At 59.6% G+C, this 14,417-nt stretch carries 11 protein-coding genes; 2 read left to right on the top strand and 9 right to left on the bottom strand.

What is annotated here, in order from left to right:
• Positions 1–178 precede the first annotated feature (178 nt).
• Positions 179–1,699, top strand: a complete 1,521-nt coding sequence (gene zwf, locus HMPREF9237_RS05605; protein WP_016442762.1) for a glucose-6-phosphate dehydrogenase — start codon at positions 179–181, stop codon at positions 1,697–1,699.
• A gap of 54 nt (positions 1,700–1,753) precedes the next feature.
• A complete protein-coding gene (locus HMPREF9237_RS05600) occupies positions 1,754–2,695 on the top strand; it encodes a glucose-6-phosphate dehydrogenase assembly protein OpcA (RefSeq protein ID WP_016442761.1) in 942 nt (313 codons plus the stop codon).
• A gap of 153 nt (positions 2,696–2,848) precedes the next feature.
• Here HMPREF9237_RS05600 and secG read toward each other — a convergent pair whose 3' ends face one another.
• From secG to uvrA, 9 genes are all read right to left on the bottom strand, one after another.
• Entirely contained in the window at positions 2,849–3,094 is a 246-nt protein-coding gene (secG, locus tag HMPREF9237_RS05595) for a preprotein translocase subunit SecG (protein ID WP_016442760.1), read from the bottom strand.
• 171 nt (positions 3,095–3,265) lie between these two features.
• Positions 3,266–4,042, bottom strand: coding sequence for a triose-phosphate isomerase (gene tpiA, locus HMPREF9237_RS05590; RefSeq protein ID WP_016442759.1), 777 nt, complete (start codon positions 4,040–4,042; stop codon positions 3,266–3,268).
• Entirely contained in the window at positions 4,042–5,232 is a 1,191-nt protein-coding gene (locus HMPREF9237_RS05585) for a phosphoglycerate kinase (RefSeq protein ID WP_016442758.1), read from the bottom strand. The genes tpiA and HMPREF9237_RS05585 overlap by 1 nt, the downstream gene beginning before the upstream one ends.
• A gap of 75 nt (positions 5,233–5,307) precedes the next feature.
• Positions 5,308–6,315 carry a type I glyceraldehyde-3-phosphate dehydrogenase gene (gene gap / locus HMPREF9237_RS05580; protein WP_016442757.1) on the bottom strand — a complete coding sequence of 336 codons (1,008 nt, stop codon included), beginning with the start codon at positions 6,313–6,315 and terminating at the stop codon, positions 5,308–5,310.
• A 244-nt stretch (positions 6,316–6,559) separates the two neighbouring features.
• Entirely contained in the window at positions 6,560–7,546 is a 987-nt protein-coding gene (whiA, locus tag HMPREF9237_RS05575) for a DNA-binding protein WhiA (RefSeq protein ID WP_016442756.1), read from the bottom strand.
• Positions 7,547–7,628: 82 nt separating this feature from the next.
• Positions 7,629–8,585 carry a gluconeogenesis factor YvcK family protein gene (locus tag HMPREF9237_RS05570; RefSeq protein ID WP_016442755.1) on the bottom strand — a complete coding sequence of 319 codons (957 nt, stop codon included), beginning with the start codon at positions 8,583–8,585 and terminating at the stop codon, positions 7,629–7,631.
• Positions 8,585–9,532 carry an RNase adapter RapZ gene (rapZ, locus tag HMPREF9237_RS05565; RefSeq protein ID WP_016442754.1) on the bottom strand — a complete coding sequence of 316 codons (948 nt, stop codon included), beginning with the start codon at positions 9,530–9,532 and terminating at the stop codon, positions 8,585–8,587. The genes HMPREF9237_RS05570 and rapZ overlap by 1 nt, the downstream gene beginning before the upstream one ends.
• Positions 9,533–9,561: 29 nt before the next feature.
• Positions 9,562–11,565: an excinuclease ABC subunit UvrC gene (gene uvrC, locus HMPREF9237_RS05560; RefSeq protein ID WP_016442753.1), complete on the bottom strand. Its 2,004-nt coding sequence runs from the start codon at positions 11,563–11,565 to the stop codon at positions 9,562–9,564.
• A 6-nt stretch (positions 11,566–11,571) separates the two neighbouring features.
• Positions 11,572–14,415 carry an excinuclease ABC subunit UvrA gene (gene uvrA, locus HMPREF9237_RS05555; protein ID WP_039898861.1) on the bottom strand — a complete coding sequence of 948 codons (2,844 nt, stop codon included), beginning with the start codon at positions 14,413–14,415 and terminating at the stop codon, positions 11,572–11,574.
• Between the last annotated feature and the right edge of the window lie 2 nt (positions 14,416–14,417).

The following is a 14,417-nucleotide window of genomic DNA, read 5'->3' as shown; positions in this document are numbered from 1 at the left end:
CGACCTTGATTAGTTGCTGCAGTTTCGACTTCGGAGCCTCCACTCGCGAACTGGCTGCACTCATGGCTCCCGAAGCCAGCCGCACACCGTGATGGACACGGCCGTGCCCCTTTTCATCTCAAGCGTCTACCATAAGACAGGCGCATATTCTCGCCAGCTTTTTCACGACAGGAATTTCATGGTTGCTTCTATCTCAGGTAATCCGCTCCGTGCCGTCGCTGACCGCCGCCTCCAGCGGGTGGCCGGCCCTTGCGGCATCGTTCTTTTTGGCATCACCGGTGACTTGGCGAACCGCAAAATTCTTCCCGCTCTCTATGACCTGGCGAATCGGGGACTATTGCCGCCGTCGTTCTCCATTATCGGAGTGGCGCGCCGTCCCGTGAACGCGGCCCGCAGTGTGGAAGCGGCCATCCGCAAAGGCGCCCAAACTCCCGTCATCTCCACCACCCTGGCGCAGATCCTTGACGGTTTACGGATGGTAGAAGGCCAGTACAACGATCCGGAACTTTACCGTGCCATCGGCGCCACGATGGCAGATGTGGATGCCACCCGCGGTACCGGTGGGAATTTCGCCTTTTATCTCTCTATTCCACCCAGTCTTTTCCCGGTCGTGACCGAAGGGCTCGCTTCCGCGGGGCTCAACCGCGGGGCACCGGGCAGCTGGCGGCGCGTGGTTATCGAGAAGCCTTTCGGGCACGATATGGCTTCCGCGCGTGAGCTCAATGCTTCGGTGAGCGGGGTCTTCCCCCATGATTCGGTTTTCCGCATCGACCACTACCTCGGTAAAGAAACGGTCCAGAATATCTTGGCGCTGCGTTTCGCTAACGAGCTTTACGAGCCGCTGTGGAATTCTTCGCATGTGGATCACGTGCAAATCACCATGGCGGAAGATATTGGGATCGGCTCACGCGCCGGATATTACGACGGTATCGGGGCCACCCGCGATGTTATCCAAAACCACCTGCTTCAGCTGCTCGCTCTGACCGCCATGGAGGAGCCAACCTCTTTCCACGCTGATGCCCTGCGCGCGGAAAAGGAGAAAGTCCTCGAGGCTACCCACCTGTTCGGGAGCCCGGCGCAGGCTTCGGTGCGCGCACAGTATTCGAGCGGGTGGCAGGGCGGCCAGTGGGTGCGCGGCTACCGGGAAGAAGACGGTATCCCCGCCGAATCCATTACCGATACCTACGGGGCCATTGCCCTGGGGATTGAGACGCGGCGCTGGTCCGGAGTGCCGTTCTACCTGCGCACCGGCAAGCGGCTCGGGCGGCGCGTTTCGGAAATCGCGGTGGTCTTCCGCAATCCGCCCTTCCTGCCCTTCCCGGACGTGGCCGGACTGGGCCAAAACACCCTGGTTATCCGGGTGCAGCCCAATGAAGGTATCACTTTTAAATTCGGTTCCAAGGTGCCCGGCTCCGAAATGCGCCTGCGTGATGTCACCATGGACTTCGCCTACGGCCACGCTTTTACCGAGTACACCCCGGAAGCTTACGAGCGCCTTATTCTTGACGTGCTGCTGGGCGATCCGCCGCTTTTCCCGCAGACTCGGGAGGTGGAAGAGTCCTGGCGGATTATTGACCAGGTGGAAAACTATTGGGATGCTCATCCGGAGTCACTGGAAACCTACGCGCCCGGATCCTGGGGCCCGGCCGGTGCCGATGCTATGCTCGCCGCCCACGGCCACGCCTGGCGCCGCCCCTAGGCCGGCACCCCTCAGCGGACCCTATCCCGTACCTGAAAGATCCGAGGAAGCTTCATGATTAACCATATTGCCGATATCACGTCTGCCCAGGTGGGCCAGCAGCTTGATCAATTGCGCGGAACTTCCGGGGTGGGAGCCCTCGGGAGGGTCCTCACCCTCATTATTGTGGCGCATACCGAGGGTGGGGTGCGCGACGCTCTCGAAGCGGCGGCCGGAGCCTCTCGCGCCCATCCTTCGCGGATTATCGCGGTACTGCCGGTAGCCGGGGAAACCGCCCGTCTCGATGCGGAAATCCGCACCGGATCCGAGGCCGGTGCTTCCGAGATCGTTATTTTGCGCGCGCACGCGGGTGCCGCGGAGAATGTGGATACGTTGGTCACCCCGCTGCTGCTCCCCGATACTCCCGTGGTGACGTGGTGGATTCAGAATATGCCGGAAAACCCCGCGGCTACCGAGGCCGGGCGCATCGCGCAGCGCCGCATTACCACCACCCGCACCGCCGATCATCCGGCTCTGGCGCTCCAGCATCTTTCCGCCAATTACGTTCCCGGGGATACCGACCTGGGCTGGGCGGGCACCACCCTGTGGCGCAATTACATCGCTTCCATGGTCGATGAATTCCCGGGCCGCACCATTACCGGCGCGAAGGTATGGGGGCGCCCGCACCGTTCCTCCCTTTTCTTGCTCGCCGCGTGGCTGCGGCTGCGCCTCGACGTCCCGGTGGAGATAGAGCCGCAGGAGGGCGCTCCGATTACTGGCGTGGAAATTTTCTTGAACGACGACGCAGCCCTCAGTCTGCATCGCACCCCGGGCAATGATCACGGCATGATGCTGCGCCCGGGCCGGGCTCCCCAGGAAGTATCTTTGCCGGTGCGCAGCCTTGAAGCGATGCTCATCGAGGATCTGCGCGACCTCAATCCCGATACCGCCTACGGCGAGGTTCTGACTAAGGGACTCCCCCTGCTGGATTATTCTCCCGCGGATGTGGATGTATAACCTGTTGCAGCCGTAGACGGATAGCGCTGTTGTACGCAACGTGATGCACTCAGCCGCGAGAAGCAGCGTGCGAAGCGGGGCCGGTACGTAATATCTACGTACCGGCCCCGCCGCTTAAAGGCTATATTAACGCCTTGTAAAAACTCTCCGGGCTTAGATGCCGACCTTGACAATGAGACCAATAAGAATAATGGAAATGCCCCAGATGAGGGCCAGCACCACGGTGATACGGTTGAGGTTGCGCTCGGCTACCCCGGAGGAACGCATGGACGTGGAAATACCTCCACCGAACATATCGGAGATACCGCCGCCCTTGCCTTTGTGCAGCAAGATGGAGAGCGTGAGGAAGATGCTGGTGATGAGCATAAGTACTTCGCAGGTAATGAGCAAAGCTTTCATTTCCAGTCCTTTCGGATGCTTCGTGCACCCGGAGAGTAATAGAGTCCTTGGTTAGTGTACCTGGTGACACCGGCCAGCGGGAAATAAAACGTGCGGGGTGGGAAGAATCCCACCCCGCACGCGAGGGCCAGGCCGGTACACCGCGGTGATCGTTCCTAGCCGCTATCCTTTTTAGCCGCGGAACATCACGATCTTCGCGAATTCCTCCGCCTTGAGGCTGGCGCCACCCACGAGGGCACCGTCAACATCAGGCTGGGCCATAATCTCCTGGACGTTAGCCGCCTTGACCGATCCGCCGTACTGGATGCGAACCGCAGCAGCTGCCTCCGCACCGAAGGTTTCCTCGATGCGAGCCCGGATGGCACCGCAGACTTCCTGGGCGTCTTCCGGGGTGGCCACTTCACCGGTGCCAATAGCCCAGATGGGTTCGTAGGCGATAACGAGTTTGGCCACATCCGCTGCCTGGAAACCAGCGAAGAGTTCATCAATCTGAGAGACGACGTACTCGACGTGCCGGCCTTCCTTACGCACCTCGAGTTCCTCACCGCAGCAGACGATGGGCGTCATGCCAGCGCCAAGAACCTTCTGTGCCTTCTGGCCAATGAGTTCATTGCTTTCGCCGTGGTAGGCGCGCCGCTCCGAATGACCCACGATGACGTAGCTGCACCCGAGCTTGGAAAGCATCGAGGTGGAGATTTCACCGGTGTAGGCGCCTTCGTCATGCACGGACACATCCTGAGCACCGTAGGCAATGCGGAGCTCATCCGATTCGCACAGGGTCTGGATAGACCGCAGATCGGTGTAGGGGGCGAAAACCGCCACGTCTACATCACCGTAGGTGAAACCTGCATCATCCAGGGTCCACGCGACTTTTTGCACAAGGTGGGTAGCCTCAAGATGATCCATATTCATCTTCCAGTTACCCGCCATCAGGGGGGTGCGTGCCATTAATCCTCCAGAACAGCGATACCGGGCAGGGTCTTACCCTCGAGGAATTCGAGGGAAGCGCCACCGCCGGTGGAAATATGGTTGAACTTCTCTTCGTCGAAACCGAGGATGCGCACGGCAGCCGCGGAGTCACCGCCACCAACGATGGTGAAGCCTTCGGCATCCTGCATGGCCTGGGCAACGCCCTTCGTGCCCTCAGCGAAGGCCGGGAACTCGAAGACACCCATGGGGCCATTCCAAACGATCGTCTTCGAGGAAGCGATCTTCTCCGCGTACTCAGATACGGTTTCCGGCCCGATGTCCAGGCCCATGCCATTGGCGGGCATATCGGAAGCGGAAACAATTTCGGATTCTGCATCCTTATCAAACTTATCGGCGACGACAACGTCAACCGGCAGGAGCAGCTCCACGCCCTTATTGGAAGCGGTTTCAAGGTACTCGCGGGCCTTGTCGATCTGGTCATCTTCGCACAGCGAGGAGCCAATCTCATAGCCCTTGGCGCGCAGGAAGGTAAAGGCCATACCGCCGCCGATGAGGAGAACATCCGCCTTATCCAGAAGGTTCTCAATCACGCCGATCTTATCGGAAACCTTGGAGCCACCGAGCACCACAGTGTAGGGACGCTCCGGATTTGCGGTGGCCTTGGACAGCGAATTAATTTCCTTGGCAACGAGTTCGCCGGCAGCCGAAGGCAGCAACTTTGCAATATCGTAAACCGAGGCCTGCTTGCGGTGGACAACACCGAAACCGTCGGACACGAAGACATCGGCCAGTGCAGCGTATTCCTTTGCGAGAGCCTCACGGTCAGCATCAACCTTGGAATCTTCACGCTTGTCGTAGCGCACGTTCTGCAGCAGCACAATATCGCCGTCGTTCAGGGCGTCAATCTTAGCCTTAGCATCCGGACCCACGGTATCTTCCGCGAGGGGAACATCACGGCCGAGGAGTTCACCGAGGCGCTTAGCGACAGGAGCCAGGGAGAATTCCGGCTTCGGTTCGCCCTTGGGCCGGCCCAGGTGCGCGGTAACGATGACCTTCGCCTTGGCATCGAGGAGACGCTTGATGGTGGGCAGCGCGGCGCGGATACGGCCGTCGTCGGTAATGTGATCCCCATCCAGCGGAACGTTGAAATCAGAACGAACAAAAACCTTCTTGCCGGTGAGGTCACCGAGCGATTCAATAGTCCTCATATTTTTCCTTTCGCGTAGGGAAGCCCGTGCGCGCTAGCGCACGCACGGGCTTCACATCAGCTCATCGCTTGATCTTTAGAGCTTGCTCGCAACGAGGTTGGCAAGCTTCACGAGGGAAGCAGCGTAGCCGTATTCGTTGTCATACCAGGAGCCGATCTTGACCTGGCCGTCCATCACCTTGGTGAGGCCGGCATCGAAGATGGACTGGTGATGATCACCGATGATGTCCGAGGAGACGATGGGATCCTCGGTGTAGGCGAGGGTGCCCTTGAGAGCGCCTTCGGAGGCTTCCTTCATCGCGGCATTGATTTCTTCCACGGTCACATCGGACTTTTCAGCTTCGAAGGTGAGGTCCGTGAGGGAGCCGGTGATGGTGGGGACGCGCACGGCGTAACCATCAAGCTTGCCCTTGAGCTCAGGGAGAACCAGAGCCACGGCCTTGGCCGCACCGGTGGTGGTGGGAACCATGTTCTGCGCGGCCGCGCGGGCGCGACGCAGATCCTTGTGCGGGGCATCTTGGATGTTCTGATCCGCGGTGTAAGCGTGGATCGTGGTCATCAGACCCTTCTTGATGCCGAACTTATCCACGAGAACCTTCGCCACCGGGGCGAGGCAGTTCGTGGTGCAGGAAGCGTTGGAAATAATATTGTGCTTGGCCGGATCGTACTGATCGGAGTTCACGCCGATAACGAAGGTGGCATCTTCGCCCTTCGCCGGGGCGGAAATAAGAACCTTCTTGGCGCCGGCTTCGATATGAGCCTGGCAAGCTTCACCGGTACGGAAGCGGCCGGTGCACTCGAGAACGATATCAACCTCGAGTTCCTTCCACGGGAGGTTGGCCGGATCCTTTTCAGCAAGAACCTTGATCTTCTTGCCGTCGAGTACGAATCCATCTTCGGTTGCTTCAATCTCCACGGGGAGGCGGCCGCCGGCGGTGTCATACTTCAGCAGGTGGGCGAGAGTCTTGATATCGGTCAGGTCATTGACCGCGACGATCTCGAAATCCGCACCCTCGGCGAGGGCTGCGCGGACAGCGGCACGACCAATACGGCCGAAGCCGTTAATAGCAACGCGTACAGTCACTCTTTATCCTCCTCACGCGCCAGCTAGCGCGTTTCCAACTCGACTTCTTGTCTTTGAGAAGTCCGTCCGAGAACTTCTCTCGGAACCACTAGCTATTCTACCGGTCACGTTCGGCTTGGGCTAATGCCAACGGGAAGCACCTTGCGAACTTTGGCACAGAGCGAAACCCGACAGCGGCATAACACGCCCTTAGTCCCATTCTTGATTGTTAGTTTTTTCGACGACGGCGAACGCGCTACGCGCGTTAGGATATTGCGCTGTGCCCTGCGGCACGCACCGCGGCCATGGTGTCCGGAATGCCCAGCTCCTTGGCCCGCTTATCAGCCATAGAATTCAAGCGACGCAACCGGCCGGCCACGGCATCTTTGGTGGCGCGCGGCGTGAGCTGCTCCCCGAGCAGGTTGAGAGAATCTTCCGGGTGGGCGATGCGGGCTTCGCCGGCTGCCCGCAAATTCTCCGGAACATCCGTGCCGAGAATTTCGAATGCTCGCTTGACCCGAATCACCGCGATGACAGCGGCATCGGCACTGCGGCGCATATTTGCGTCGTCGAAATTAGCAAGACGATTAACCGTGCCGTGTACTTCCCGTTCCACGCGTAACTCTTCCCAACGCAGCACGGCATCATTGGCGCCCATCCGGGTGAGCATATCGGAGATAGCTTCTCCCCCGCGGATATCGATACGGTGGGCACCGCGCGATTCACGTACCCGGTAGGGGATATCAAGGCGGCGTGCCAGCCCACCCAGGGCATAGGCGGCCTCCAGGCGCGGGCAAATAATCTCAAGGGAAGCATTGCGCCCGGGCTCCATGAGGGTACCTCGCGCGAGGAAAGCTCCGCGCCAGGCTGCTCCCGCATCGGCTTTTGAGCCACCAACGACCGAGGGAGGTAGCCCCCGCACCGGCCGCCCGTGCGCGTCTAGGAGGCCGAGTTTCACCGCAATGCGTTCGGTGTTTTCCGAAGAACGAACCAGGAAACGTTGCCCCTGGCGCATCTGCGAGGAAACCGAGAGAAGTTCCGGTTCCACGGAGAAAAGCTGGCGCACCAATTCCCACAGGCGTTGCGCGGTTGCTCGGTGGCCCAGCTCAGCCACGAGTTCGAGGGTGCGCGAACGCACGGCCAATCCCCCGCCGTACCGGAACATCGCGGTGAGTTCAGCCAGAGCGGCGGAAAGCGAGGCCGGCGTAACGGTGGCTAGCTCATCTTTCACCGTACGTGTTAACGCGGACACGACTCCCCTTCCTCCTATGGTGGGACCGCTGCTCAGCAGGAAATATCCCAGTTGTGGATTCTTCCGTGCGCGAGTTCCCGATTTAGGAATCTCCCATGACGCCTTCGAAGGCATCCCGATAGGCAGCGGCCAAACGCAACGCATCGTGACGTGCGCGATTATCGCCCATTCTAACCTGTCGCAGCATAAGCGTGGCCCCAATGCCTTCAGCTTCCGCTGCGACTTCGCCGATGTCATCCACGCTGCGCGGATCGGCCACCACCACGTCAATACGCAGATCCGGAGCATGGCGAGCAAAAGAACGAATATGATCAGCGGCGCTCATTCCCCATGTTTCACGCTCGTTACGGAGATTGAGGGCAAGTACCCGCCGAGCCGGGGAACGCACGAGGGCCGTGTGCAAATCAGGAACCATGAGATGGGGAATGACAGAGGTATACCAGGATCCCGGTCCGAAAACGATCCAATCGGCCTCGTCAATAGCGGCAACCGCTTCGGGCTGGGCGGGAGGATTCTCTGGAATAAGGCTGACGTGTTCCACCCTTCCACGGGCTGTTGCTACCGCCACCTGCCCGCGGTAGAGCTGGGGGCCGTCTTCCTCGTCAATCACCCGCGCCTCAATCTCCAGGGGAATAGGAGACATAGGTAGCACGCGGCCGTCAATGCGCAGAAGCTGACCCACCCAGTCGAGGCCGGAAACTGTACTCCCCAATTGCTCCCACATAGAAACAATGAGGAGGTTACCCATGGCGTGGCCGTTAAGCGGCCCCTCGGAAGAGAAACGGTATTGGAGAACATCGCGCCAGGTTTGGCCCCATTCGCCGTCGTCACACAGCGCCGAAAGGGCCATACGTAAATCTCCGGGTGGAATCACGTTAAATTCATTGCGCAAGCGCCCCGAGGAGCCGCCGTCGTCCGCAACAGTAACCACGGCGGTGATATTTTGGGTGATGAGCCGCAAGGCCGAAAGTGACGCGTATAAGCCGTGACCGCCCCCGAGGGCGACGACACGCGGGCCGCGACTACCGCGCCCACCCATTATTCACGCCCCAAATCACGATGAATTGTACGTACCGAGTGCCCGGCGGCGCGTAGAGCTTCGGATACCGCTTCCGCGATAGCCACCGAACGGTGTTTTCCGCCGGTGCAGCCAATCGCGATAGTGGTGAAGGGCTTGAGTTCGCGGGCGTATCCGGCCAGGATTGTGTGGATAAGATGGGAGTACTCCTGCACGAAAGCCTCTGCGCCGTCCTGTTCCAGCACGAAATTCGCCACCGGTTTATCGTGACCGCTCAGGTGGCGCAACTCGGTAATCCAGTAGGGATTCGGCAGGAAGCGCACATCGGCCACGTTATCAGCATCCAGGGGCAGGCCGTATTTGAAACCGAAAGACATCACCGTTACGCGGGTGGCTTCTGTTCCGGAGGTTTCACCCACAAGGCGGCGGATTTTGCGAGAAAGATCGTGGACGGACAGCCGCGAGGTATCAATAACAGAATCTGCGCGGCTACGCAGATCCGCCAGGAGTTTACGCTCCGCGGTGATGCCATCAAAAAGCCGTCCGTGGCCCTGGAGCGGGTGGGGCCGGCGCACGCTTTCATAGCGCCGCACCAGGGAAGCATCATCGGCATCGAGGAAAATAATGCGATAGTTAATGCCGCTTGCGGTGAGATCGGCAAGAACTTCCAGGAGCTCAGCGAAGAATTCCCGGGAGCGCACGTCCACCACCGCTGCCATGCGGGTCACCTTTCCATTACCGGAGAGCAGCCCGGCCAGGGCGCTGAGCAAGCGCGGCGGGAGATTATCCACCACGTACCAACCCAGATCTTCGAGGGTGGCAGCCGCTCGGGATCTGCCCGCCCCGGACATTCCCGTGACAATAATGATTTCCGGAACGTCGGCCGGCGGAAGCTCAGCTGTACAATCGGCCGCCGGAAGAACAGCGGGGATACGGGACGTATCGTTAATGTCACGGGTGTCACTCATATCTCCATCATGCCACAAAGATTCGCGAGCTACTTCTCCCGCAGTGCTTCTTGAATCGCTGCCGCCAGCACCGGGCCAATACCCGGAACTTCGGTGAGTTCCTCAATGCTGGCTTCCCGAATCCGTTTGACCGAGCCAAGAGCGCTCAGTAGTTTCTTCTGCTTAGCCGGCCCCAGCCCCGGAATGGCATCAAGTGCGGAGCGGGTCATCGCCTGACCCCGTTTCTTGCGGTGGAAAGTAATGGCGAAGCGATGCGATTCATCGCGTAGTTGCTGGAGGAGGCGCAGCGCCGGCGAGGTGCGCGGGAAAATAACCGGGAATTCTTCCCCCGGAATCCACACTTCTTCCAGACGTTTAGCCAGGCCCACTACTCGCACATCGGCACCGAGTTCCTCGACCACCCGCTGGGCGGCATTGACCTGCGGCAGCCCGCCGTCCACCACGAGGAGGTCGGGGCGGTAGGCGAAACGACGCGGCGCGGCCGCGGCAGTAACGGCACTAGCCGTACCCTCATCTTCCACTCCCCCGGCATCGGCGGCGTGCGCGGCAGCGTCGTTCAAACGGTGTAATCGCCGGCGTAACACTTCGTCCATCGCGGCGGTATCATCCCGGGCCCCCTGGCCCTCCGGCCCGCGCACGATAAAATGCCGATAATCGGAGGTTTTCTTAAGGCCGTCCTCGAATACCACCATGGAGCCAACCTGCTGGCGACCCTGGGTATGGGAAATATCGTAGCCTTCGATGCGCAGCGGAGCGCGATCCAAATCCAGCCCGATGCGCAGCTCTTCCAGGGCTTGGGAACGCACCGTAATATCGGCTGCGCGCGCCAGCTTATTGCGGTCAAAAGCCTGTTTCGCATTCGCGTGCACGGTATCCGCCAGCTGGGCTTTCGGCCCGCGCTGGGGGCGCTTGAGGTGAACCGGCCCGCCGCGGCGTTCAGCAAGCCAGCGCTCCAGCCCCGCGCGGTCCGAGGGGAAGACCGGCACCCAGATTTCCCCCGGGATAGCCCCGGGCGGTACGTGGTCCCGGTCATCAACGGAGGTGCCGGCCCGCACGGTTCGATCTCCCTGGGTGCCTACCCCGCGGTAGGAGTCGTATTCAGGATTGCCGTAAATATGGAGGAGTAGCGCGTTGATAATATCGGCTGGTTCGGTACCTTCGGTTTCTGTTACCCAGCCGCGCTGCCCGCGGATTCTGCCCCCGCGCACATAAAAAATCTGGACTGAGGCATCAATTTCATCGGATTCGAGACCGATAATATCGGCATTGAGATTAGAATCGAAGACCACTACATTGCGTTCAGTTGCGGTTGTCATTGCGGTGATTTCATCGCGTAGTTTCGCGGCACGCTCGAAATCTTCCACGGCGGCTGCCTTTTTCATCTCCGCGGTGCGGGCACGAATAAAATCGCTACCATCCGATTCCATGAATTTTACGAATTCTTCGGCGACGGCGCGATTCTCCGCCGCGCTCACCATCCCGGCGCAGGCCCCATTACACAGCCCGATATGAGTATTGAAACAGGGTTTCCCAGTGCGCTGCGCCCGCCGAAATTCCGCGTCGGAACACGAGCGCATGGTGAACACCGGTAGCAGGGCGTCCAGCACTTTCCGGATCGCCCACACCTTGGTATACGGCCCGAAGTACAGGGTGCCTTTGCGATGCTTTTCCCGGGTGATATATGCCCGCGGGAACTCCTCCCCCAGGGACACCGCCAGGTAGGGATAGGACTTATTATCCCGAAACATCACGTTGAAGGGCGGTTCGAATTCCTTAATCCAGGAGTATTCCAGAGTGAGCGCCTCAATTTCACTCCCCACCACCACCCACACCACATTCGTGGCGGTATACACCATGGTGCGGATGCGCGGAATGAGGCGTTCAGGCGGCTGGAAATAGTTCTGGAGCCGGTTGCGCAGATTCTTCGCTTTCCCAACGTAAAGAATGCGCCCCTCACCGTCCACGAAACGGTAGACGCCCGGGTCGGTGGGAATCGACGACGGCGCCGGGCGGTAGCTGCGTGGATCAGCCACGGTCCGTCACCTCCTCGTCTCCTCCAGGAGCGGGCGAAGGAATTGCCCGGTATAGGATTCGGGAACCGCGGCGATCTGTTCCGGGGTGCCGGTGGCGACGACGGTGCCACCACCGGCGCCCCCTTCCGGACCCATGTCGATAACCCAATCCGCGCATTTAATAACATCGAGATTGTGCTCGATAACAATCACCGTATTACCTTTATCCACGAGGGATTGCAGCACTAGAAGAAGCTTGCGAATATCCTCAAAATGCAGGCCCGTGGTGGGCTCATCCAGAATATAGACCGTGCGTCCGCTGGAGCGCCGGTGCAGTTCCGAAGCAAGCTTCACGCGCTGCGCTTCCCCACCGGAGAGCGTGGTAGCCGATTGCCCCAAGCGTACGTAACCCAGGCCCACCCGTTCCAGGGTGGTGAGATATCGGGTGATATTCGTGATGGGATCAAAGAATTCCGCAGCCTCGTGAATGGTCATATTGAGAACTTCGGAAACATTCTTCCCGCGGTACTTCACCTCTAGGGTTTCCCGGTTGTAGCGGGTTCCGTGGCAGACTTCGCAGGGCACATACACATCGGGAAGGAAGTTCATCTCAATTTTCACGGTGCCATCGCCCTTGCAGGCTTCGCAGCGACCGCCTTTGACGTTAAAGGAGAAACGACCCGGACCGTAACCGCGCACCTTCGCCTCCTGGGTTTGGGCGAAAAGCTGACGAACTTTATCCCAAACCCCGGTGTAAGTGGCCGGATTTGAGCGCGGGGTGCGCCCAATCGGAGACTGGTCCACGTGTACAACCTTATCCAGGTTCGCGGCCCCGGTAACTTCACGATGCCGCCCGGGTACGGTATGAGCACCGTTAAGCTGATTAGCCAAGGAACGATACAGAATCTGATTGACGAGGGTAGATTTCCCGGAACCGGAAACCCCGGTCACCGCTATCAAGGTGGAGAGGGGGAACGCCACCTCCACGTTTTTGAGATTATTTTCCCGTGCACCCCGCACCGTGATCTTCCGATCCGGATCACTAGCGCGGCGTTGCTGTGGCGTCGTAATACTACGTTTTCCGGAAAGGTAAGCACCGGTCACGGATTCTTCGCAGTCACTTAAGCCCGCAACATCCCCCGCGTAGACCACATGCCCACCGAATTCCCCCGCACCCGGCCCAATATCGATAACGTAATCGGCGGTGCGAATTGTTTCTTCATCGTGTTCGACAACGATCAGGGTATTCCCCAGATCACGGAGTTTGACAAGAGTACCGATGAGTTTTTCATTATCGCGCTGGTGCAGGCCGATGGAAGGTTCGTCCAGCACGTAGAGCACACCCACAAGCCCGGAACCGATCTGGGTGGCCAGGCGAATCCGCTGGGCTTCGCCCCCCGAAAGAGTGGAGGCCCCGCGCGCAAGGGTGAGATAGGACAGCCCCACATCCACGAGGAAGCCCATCCGAGCCTGGATTTCGCGCAGCACCTGCGCGGCGATACGGGCCTGGCGTGCATCGAGTTCCACGGAGTCGAGGAAGGCTTTAGCATCGTCGATGGAGAGGGAGCACAACTCGAAAATATTGAGGTTTCCGATGCGCACGGCCAGCACATCCGGCTTGAGACGCGCGCCGTGGCAGGCCGAGCAGGCGATCTCCCTCATATAGCCTTCGTAGCGTTCCTTCGACCAGCTGGATTCGGTTTCCCCGTGCTTGCGTTTAACGTAGCCGAGTACTCCTTCAAAGCCGGTCGCATAGGTTTTTTCCCGCCCCCACCGGTTACGGTACTTGACAGTGACCTTGTAATTATTACCTTCCAGCAGGGCCTTTCGCGCCTTCTTAGGCAGATCCTGCCAGGGAGTATCCACATCGAAGCCGAGTTCCTCCCCCAGGGCTTCCATCTGGCGGGTAAAGAAGTCCTGGTGGCCGGTCCACGGAGTGATTGCGCCCTCCCGCAGAGTTTTTTCCGGATGCGGCACTACCAGATCCGGATCCACTTCCAAGGTGGAGCCCAGACCATCACAAGCCGGGCAGGCCCCGTAAGGAGCGTTAAAAGAAAAAGTCCGCGGTTCGATTTCTTCCAGGGCGAGGGCGTGCCCGTTTGGGCAGGACCGATGTTCGGAAAAACGCCGGGAGCGTTCTTCACCTTCCACCGCGTCCACGAATTCCACCACCATGAGCCCGGCGGAGAGCCCGAGAGCCTGCTCCACCGAATCGGTGAGGCGACTGGTGATACCCTCGCGCACCACAAGCCGATCAACAACGACGTCGATATTATGGCGCAGCTTCTTATCGAGACTGGGCGGGTTATCCAAGCGGATATCTTCGCTATCCACCCGGGCGCGAGTGTAACCGGCCTGGGCGAGATCCGTGAAAACATCCGCATATTCGCCCTTGCGGTCACGCACAACCGGGGCAAGGACCTGGAAACGGGTTCCTTCCGGGTAGGTAAGGAGCGTATCCACGATTTGCTGGGCGCTTTGGGCGGTGATTTTCGCCCCGCATTCCGGGCAGTACTGCACCCCGGCACGCGCGTAGAGCAAACGCAGGTAGTCGTAGACTTCCGTGACCGTGCCCACCGTGGAGCGCGGGTTACGGTTGGTGGATTTCTGATCGATGGACACCGCCGGGGAAAGCCCCTCAATGAGATCCACATCCGGTTTATCCATCTGACCGAGGAACATGCGAGCATAGGAGCTCAGCGACTCCACATAGCGGCGCTGCCCCTCGGCAAAAATGGTGTCAAAAGCCAGGGAAGATTTACCGGAGCCCGAGAGTCCGGTAAACACAACGAGTTGATCGCGGGGAATATCCACCGTGATATTACGGAGGTTATTTTCCCGTGCGCCCTGAACATGGATAACATCACTCACCC

Origin of the sequence: Actinotignum schaalii FB123-CNA-2, assembly GCF_000411135.1 — a bacterium.
In the GTDB taxonomy this organism is placed as follows: domain Bacteria; phylum Actinomycetota; class Actinomycetes; order Actinomycetales; family Actinomycetaceae; genus Actinotignum; species Actinotignum schaalii_A.
Note: the sequence above shows the minus strand (reverse complement) of the source record. Positions and strands in the feature narration are given on the sequence as shown.

Coding starts and splice junctions, on each gene's coding strand:
- HMPREF9237_RS05585 (WP_016442758.1), bottom strand. CDS start 5,232: ATGAGGACTATTGAATCGCTCGGTGACCTCACCGGCAAGAAGGTTTTT.
- zwf (WP_016442762.1), top strand. CDS start 179: ATGGTTGCTTCTATCTCAGGTAATCCGCTCCGTGCCGTCGCTGACCGC.
- tpiA (WP_016442759.1), bottom strand. CDS start 4,042: ATGGCACGCACCCCCCTGATGGCGGGTAACTGGAAGATGAATATGGAT.
- HMPREF9237_RS05570 (WP_016442755.1), bottom strand. CDS start 8,585: ATGGGTGGGCGCGGTAGTCGCGGCCCGCGTGTCGTCGCCCTCGGGGGC.
- HMPREF9237_RS05600 (WP_016442761.1), top strand. CDS start 1,754: ATGATTAACCATATTGCCGATATCACGTCTGCCCAGGTGGGCCAGCAG.
- secG (WP_016442760.1), bottom strand. CDS start 3,094: ATGAAAGCTTTGCTCATTACCTGCGAAGTACTTATGCTCATCACCAGC.
- rapZ (WP_016442754.1), bottom strand. CDS start 9,532: ATGAGTGACACCCGTGACATTAACGATACGTCCCGTATCCCCGCTGTT.